At 48.1% G+C, this 6,713-nt stretch carries 5 protein-coding genes; 3 read left to right on the top strand and 2 right to left on the bottom strand.

Annotated features, from left to right (window positions below; all coding sequences use genetic code 11):
• The 3 genes from WKT20_RS09750 to xseB all read left to right on the top strand — a co-directional run.
• On the top strand, window positions 1-836 hold an 836-nt coding region (locus WKT20_RS09750; RefSeq protein WP_340417297.1), incomplete at its 5' end, for a S8 family serine peptidase.
• Window positions 826-2,130 carry an exodeoxyribonuclease VII large subunit gene (gene xseA, locus WKT20_RS09745; protein ID WP_117701384.1) on the top strand — a complete coding sequence of 435 codons (1,305 nt, stop codon included), beginning with the start codon at window positions 826-828 and terminating at the stop codon, window positions 2,128-2,130. The genes WKT20_RS09750 and xseA, both read left to right, overlap by 11 nt.
• Before the next feature lies 1 nt (window position 2,131).
• Entirely contained in the window at window positions 2,132-2,341 is a 210-nt protein-coding gene (gene xseB, locus WKT20_RS09740; protein ID WP_007561272.1) for an exodeoxyribonuclease VII small subunit, read from the top strand.
• A gap of 38 nt (window positions 2,342-2,379) precedes the next feature.
• On the opposite strand, the gene WKT20_RS09735 is transcribed toward xseB, so the two are convergent.
• The gene (locus WKT20_RS09735) at window positions 2,380-4,545 is read right to left on the bottom strand and encodes a S46 family peptidase (RefSeq protein WP_370859953.1); all 2,166 of its coding nucleotides are present in this window, start codon (window positions 4,543-4,545) and stop codon (window positions 2,380-2,382) included.
• Window positions 4,542-6,713 carry a S46 family peptidase gene (locus WKT20_RS09730; RefSeq protein WP_340417296.1) on the bottom strand — a complete coding sequence of 724 codons (2,172 nt, stop codon included), beginning with the start codon at window positions 6,711-6,713 and terminating at the stop codon, window positions 4,542-4,544. Before WKT20_RS09730 ends, WKT20_RS09735 begins: the two co-directional genes overlap by 4 nt.

Raw genomic sequence — 6,713 nt, 5'->3', positions numbered from 1 at the left:
ATAATGTGGATGCCATGAAAATCTTCAAGAATACGACGATTTTAGGCACACGTGATTTTGTCAATCCTTCTTCAGATATTTATGGGGAGCATAATCACGGCATGAAAGTCTTGTCGTGCATGGCTGTAAATACGCCTTACGTCATGGTGGGAACAGCTCCCGAAGCAAGCTACTGGCTGTTAAGAAGTGAAGATAATGATACGGAACAGCCGGTGGAAGAGGATAACTGGGCTGCAGCGGTGGAATTTGCCGACAGTGTAGGAGTGGATATTATTAATACCTCCTTAGGATATTATTCATTTGACGACCCGATTGATAATTATACGTATCGTCAGTTGGACGGGCATACTTCTTTGATGGCCGCTTCTGCTTCGTATGCAGCAAAGAAAGGGCTTTTGGTGGTTTGCAGTGCCGGAAATTCCGGTATGGATGAATGGAAAAAAATCACTCCTCCGGCCGATGCGGAAGATATATTGACCATAGGTGCCATCGATAATATGGGAGTGAATGCCGCTTTTTCTTCCATCGGTAATACGGCGGACGGGCGTATCAAACCCGATGTCATGGCAATGGGAGTACACTCGGCAGTGATAGGAGTGGATGGAGGTACCGCTTTTGCCAACGGTACTTCTTTTGCGTCGCCTATCTTCTGCGGATTGGTGGCTTGTTTGTGGCAGGCATGTCCTTGGCTTACGGTACGGCAGCTCATTCAGGTAGTGCATGAAGCCAGCGACCGTAATGCTTATCCAGATAATATCTACGGATATGGAGTGACGGATATGTGGAAAGCCTATCAACTGGCCATGAAACTGAAAGCGGATACTGATGGAAAATAAGCCTCTTTCTTTACTCGAACTGAACTCCTTGGTCAGACGGAGCATCACCTCCTGCCTGCCGGATGAATATTGGGTGCAGGCTGAATTAAGCGATGTACGCGTAAATTATTCCGGACATTGCTATCTGGAGTTTGTGCAGAAAGATGCTACCGGCAATGCGCTCCTGGCCAAGGCACGAGGAATTATATGGGCAAATGTCTTTACCCGCTTACGGAGTTATTTTGAGCGGGAAACAGGGCAGGCCTTCGTTTCAGGCTTGAAGGTGCTGGTAAAAGTCACGGTCGATTTCCACGAATTGTATGGCTACTCGCTGACGGTAGTCAATATTGACCCCACCTATACTTTGGGCGATATGGTACGCCGTCGCAAGGAAATTCTCCGGCAGTTGGATGAGGAGGGAATCTTGACATTGAATAAGGAACTGAAGCTTCCCGTACTGACGCAGCGTATTGCGGTCATTTCATCGGCTACGGCTGCCGGGTATGGCGATTTCTGCAATCAGTTGCTGCATAATTCTTTCGGCTTTGTATTTTATCCTCGGCTTTTTCAGGCCATTATGCAGGGAGAGCAGGTAGAACAGTCCATCATTCAGGCACTCGACCGTATTAATTCGACACGCGATAACTGGGATGTGGTGGTGATTATCCGGGGAGGAGGAGCCACTTCCGACCTTTCAGGTTTTGATACCTACGATTTAGCGGCAAACTGCGCACAGTTCCCGCTTCCTATTATTACCGGAATCGGACATGAACGAGACGATACGGTGCTGGATATGATTTCACATACCCGTGTCAAGACTCCGACAGCTGCGGCTGAGTTTCTGATTAATCATGTAAGACAGACGGCACAGGAGCTGGAAACATACGAGGAGGTTATCTATCAGGAGGTGCCTCGTTTACTGCAACAGGAAAAACAACGGCTGGATTCGTTTATAACCCGGATTCCGGGACAGGTACAGATGCGGTTGCAGCGGGAAAACTTCCGTCAGGAGAAATTTCAAAACCGGATGAAAACAGCCTGGCAGTCGCGCTTGTTGCAAGAAAACTACCGTTTGCAATTGATGCCTCGCTTGCTTTCTGCTTTGCAGAACCGTGTACAGCGTGAGACATACCGGCTGGAACTTCTGGCACAGCGGGTAGATTCGGCTTCTCCGGAGAAGTTATTGAAAAAAGGATACAGCCTTACTCTGCTGGATGGAAAGGTGGTGACGGATGCTTCTCAACTGAAGCCGGGAGATGAAGTGGAGACCCGTCTGGCAAAAGGTAAATTTAGGAGTAAAGTAATAAATAAGTGATATGGCAGCAAAGAAGGAAACCTATTCAGAGGCGATGAAACGCCTGGAGGAAATAGTGTCTCGCATTGAAAGCAATGAACTGGATATCGACCAGTTGGGCGAATACTTGCAGGAAGCCCAGAAGCTGATAAAGTTCTGCAAGAACAAACTGTATAAGGCCGATGCGGAGATAAAGAAAATCTTGGAAGAAGATAATGAGGCACAAGCCTGAAACAAAAAAGCCAGACTTTCCGGTCTGGCTTTTTCTGTTTATCGGATGATGGTCATTTCTTTGAGCAAATGAGAAGCACCGGCAAACTTGTCAATGATGAACAAGGTATAGCGGATGTCTACACAAGCCGCACGTTGCAGTTGCGGGTTGTAGGCTATGTCACCGGTCAGCCCCTCGTAGTTACGGTCGAATCCGGTACCGATTAGTTCCCCTTTCGCGTTGAATACCGGAGAACCGGAGTTACCTCCTGTGTTGTCTGTCGCAGTGGCGAAGCAGACCGGCATTCGTCCGTCGGGCATAGCGTAGGGACCGAAATCTTTCTTTTCATACAACTCTTTCAGCTTGGCTGGTACCACAAATTCCGGATTGTTCGGGTCCTCCTTTTCCATCACCCCTTTCAAGGTAGTGTAATAAAGGTATTCCTTTCCGTCAGCCGGTTCGTAAGAGCCAATCTTTCCGTAGGTTAGTCGGAGGGTAGAGTTGGCATCCGGATAGATAGGCTGTCCGTTGGCTTTCTTCATTTGCAATACACCTTCTACCCAAGTCCTGTGAGCTGCGTTGTATGCATTGGTTTCCTCCTGCATGGCATCGCTGGTAGCCTGGTATCCGTTGCGTACGGAAGCAGCATATCTCACCATCAGGTCGTTTTCCAACTGCTGTGCATCGGGCTGCTTCAGGAACTCATCTAGTGCTTCCGGACTTCTGAAGATAGACTGGTTGAAGCAGGCATCCACAAACGCATCGGTATTTCCCTGGAAATCCTTTTCGATGGTCTGGAATATGTCAATCCGCTGGTCTGCCGGAATCAGTCGGGCATACAAGGCAATCAGCTGTTTGGATACCTTGCGGTCGACTTCCGGATTGTAGTCCTTGTTGAAGAACTTCTGGCCGGCTTCCTTCAGGGCAGCTACAGCTTCGTCAATGTCTTTCTGTTTCTGGCCTTCCAGTGCCACTCTCAACGCATCCGTATCGGGTACTTTAAAGAATTCGGTTCCCAGCATCAAGGCTTCGTAAATCGCCTGCTGGTGGTACACTGCATCGTGACGCTGTGCTATAATCTGCTTGATGCTTTCGTAGGCTTTCCGGTAATTATCATTTCCGATGGAATCTCCGAAAGCTAACAATTGTTCCTGCTCCCGTTTCTTGCGGTCTAGTACTTTCAGACGTACCAGTCCTTCGTTCATACCGATGGCATTTTTCCAGTAGTTGGCCGATGAAGCATACTTGGCTGCATACTGGATACGGGTACGTGCATCCTTAGCCATTTCTTCTCCCAGCACCCGCAGGCGTACGCCGCGAATGGTGTCGCGCATGAAGTTGGTAGTCTGCATGCGTTCTTCCACCTCATCGCTGATCATGTAACGCCAGTTGCGTCCGGGGAATCCCATCACGAAGGTGAAGTCACCTTCCTTCACTCCTTTCAGGTTGATGGCAATGTGTTTCTTTACTTTCAAAGGTACGTTTTCTGCACTGTAATTGGCCGGCTTTCCGTCCTTATTAGCGTAGATACGGAAGATAGAGAAGTCACCGCAGTGGCGGGGCCACATCCAGTTGTCGGTATCTGCTCCGAACTTACCGATGGAAGAGGGAGGAGCACCTACCATACGCACATCCTTGTAAGATGTCTTGACAAACAGGTAGTATTTGTTGGCTCCATAGAACGGTTTCAGCTCCAAGGTCGTAAATTCGTTGGTGCGGATACGTTCCTTTTTGGCAAACTTTTCAGCCACTTTGGCTAAGAAAGAAGGAGAGAGGTAGTTGGTTCCGTCCGGGTCTTTGGACTTCTTCAACTGTTTCTGCACGTATTCCGTTACGTCAAGTATCCGGTCGATAAAGGTCACGTTCAGTCCTTCACACGGAAGTTCCTGTTCGCGAGTCATGGCCCAGAAACCGTCGGTCAGGTAATCATGTTCCACTGAACTGTGTTGCTGGATGTAACCGTATCCACAGTGGTGGTTGGTCAGCACCAGTCCTTCCGAGGAGATGACTTCCCCCGTACATCCGCCTCCGAAATGCACCACGGCATCTTTCAGGCTGATGTTGTCCGGACAGTACACCTGGTCAATGCTGATGTCCAGTCCCAAATCCTGCATCACGGCAGCATTCTGCTGTTTTAGGTCGGTCAGCATCCACATCCCCTCATCCGCATGAGCGGTGAGGGAAAGTGTGGCAAATAAGGATAATAATAACTTATGCTTCATTATTCTACAATTGTCATTTCATCAATCAGGTTCTTGCAGCCTCCCAATTTTTCTACGATGAACAGCACGTAGCGAATATCTACGGCAATACAACGCTGGAGGTTGTTGTCGAAGTTGATGTCACCGGACAGAGATTCCCAGTTACCGTCGAATGCGGCTCCAATCAGTTCACCGTTTCCATTCATGACCGGAGAACCTGAGTTACCGCCGGTGATGTCGTTGGTAGTCAGGAAGCAAGTCGGCATTTCTCCGTTAGGCAGGGCGTAGCGTCCGTAGTTCTTTGTAGCATACAACTCTTTCAGTTTGGCCGGTACCACGAATTCCGGATTGTTCGGGTCTTCTTTTTCCATTACCCCTTTCAGTGTAGTGTAATATTTGTAGTGTACACCGTCTTTCGGATCGTAAGCCTTTACGTTTCCGTAAGTCAGACGAATCGTGAAGTTGGCATCCGGAGCTTTCGGAGTCGGTGCATACATTTCGCAAAGACCGCGTACGTAAGTCTTGTGCAGCAGGTTGATGTCACCGTTGGCTTGATCCAGTTTGTCTGCCAGTTCCTTGTATTTCTTGCTCACTGCAGCAGCATATTCAGCCGACAAGTCTTTGTTGATTGCTTCTACAGTAGGATTCTCGATGAAAGCGTTGAAGTTCTTTTCATTAGTGAAGATACTGTTGTTGTAGAGGGCATCTACGTAGGCATTGTAATCACCCTTAAATGCATTCTTAACAGTCTGATAGAAATCAGGCAATGCTTCAGACGGTACTTTTTCGGCATAAAGTGGCAGTAGTACTTTAGCCACCTTGCGGTCTACTTCATGGTCATAGTCCTTGTTGTGGATGTCAGCGTAGGCTTCTTTCAGGGTAGCGATGGCTTTTTCTACATCTTTTTTCTTATTCTTCTGCAGGGCAGTAGCCAAGTCCTGAAGTGCTTCCATCTTCGAAGTTAGGGTGAATTCGATACCGCTTCTGAAAGTTTCAGTGAAATAAGTCAGCTGTGTGCGCAGCGGAGTGACACGCTTCACGTATTCGTCAATTTTTCCTACTACGGCTGCATAGTCAGCATTCTGTTTTTCTTTGGCAAAAGCAGCAAATTTAGCTTCCTGTTCTGCCTTCGTTTCCAGAACCTTGTTGTCCACAATGGCCTTGTTCATACCGATGGAGTTTTTCCAGTAGTTGCTAGAACCGGCAAACTTGCTGGCATACTGGATACGTACCTTGTCGCTGGCAGCCATTTCCTTGCGGAGAATATTCTGGCGTTCTTCGCGTACGGTGATACGCGGCACGTTGATGCCTTCCATGCGCAGGCGTACTTCACTTTCTGTCAGGTAGCGGCTGGTGCTTCCGGGGAATCCCATAATCATGGCATAGTCGCCTTCCTGTAATCCCTTCAGTGAAATAGTCAGGTGTTTCTTTACTTTCAAAGGCACATTCTCTGCGCTGTATTCAGCCGGATTGCCATCTTTGTCGGCATAGATACGGAACATAGAGAAGTCGCCTGTGTGACGCGGCCACATCCAGTTGTCGGTTTCACCTCCAAACTTACCGATTGATGAAGGAGGAGCGGCTACCATACGCACGTCGCTGTAAGTCTTGATAAAGAACAAGTAGAATTTGTTACCTTCATAGAACGGAAGAGCCTGTGTAGAGATGCCCGGTTTGCCTTTCAGGTCACTTTTCTTCAGTTCGTCGGCAGCCAGTTTCTTCAGGTATTTGCTTCCGAAAGATTCTGCTTCAGAAACTTTTCCTTTACGGATGTCTTCGTTTACTTTTTCCGTTACATCCACAATACGGTCTACGAATTTGAAGGTCAATCCCGGTGTAGGAAGTTCTTCCTGATAACTTTTTGCCCAGAATCCGTCGGTCAGGTAGTCATGTTCCACCGAGCTATGCTGTTGGATGGCATCGTATCCACAATGGTGATTGGTCAGAATCAATCCGTTGGGTGAGATAATTTCACCTGTACATCCGCGTCCGAAAATTCCGACAGCATCCTTTAATGTAATTTGGTCAGGGTTGTAGATATCCATGATATCCATTTTCAGTCCTTGCGCTTTCATTCGGTCCGCAAGGTTCTGCTCCTGCATGAGCTGGAGCAACCACATTCCTTCATCGGCCTTGGCCGGAGAGAATACAGCACAAACAAGTGCGAGTGCGAGTACTTTCAGTTTTTTCAT

This window comes from Phocaeicola sp. ICN-14070, from assembly GCF_037892625.1.
Lineage (GTDB): Bacteria > Bacteroidota > Bacteroidia > Bacteroidales > Bacteroidaceae > Phocaeicola > Phocaeicola plebeius.
Note: the sequence above shows the minus strand (reverse complement) of the source record. Positions and strands in the feature narration are given on the sequence as shown.

Bases quoted from the DNA above. Each gene is read 5' to 3' on its own strand.
- xseA (WP_117701384.1), top strand. From the start codon at position 826: ATGGAAAATAAGCCTCTTTCTTTACTCGAACTGAACTCCTTGGTCAGA.
- xseB (WP_007561272.1), top strand. From the start codon at position 2,132: ATGGCAGCAAAGAAGGAAACCTATTCAGAGGCGATGAAACGCCTGGAG.
- WKT20_RS09730 (WP_340417296.1), bottom strand. From the start codon at position 6,713: ATGAAAAAACTGAAAGTACTCGCACTCGCACTTGTTTGTGCTGTATTC.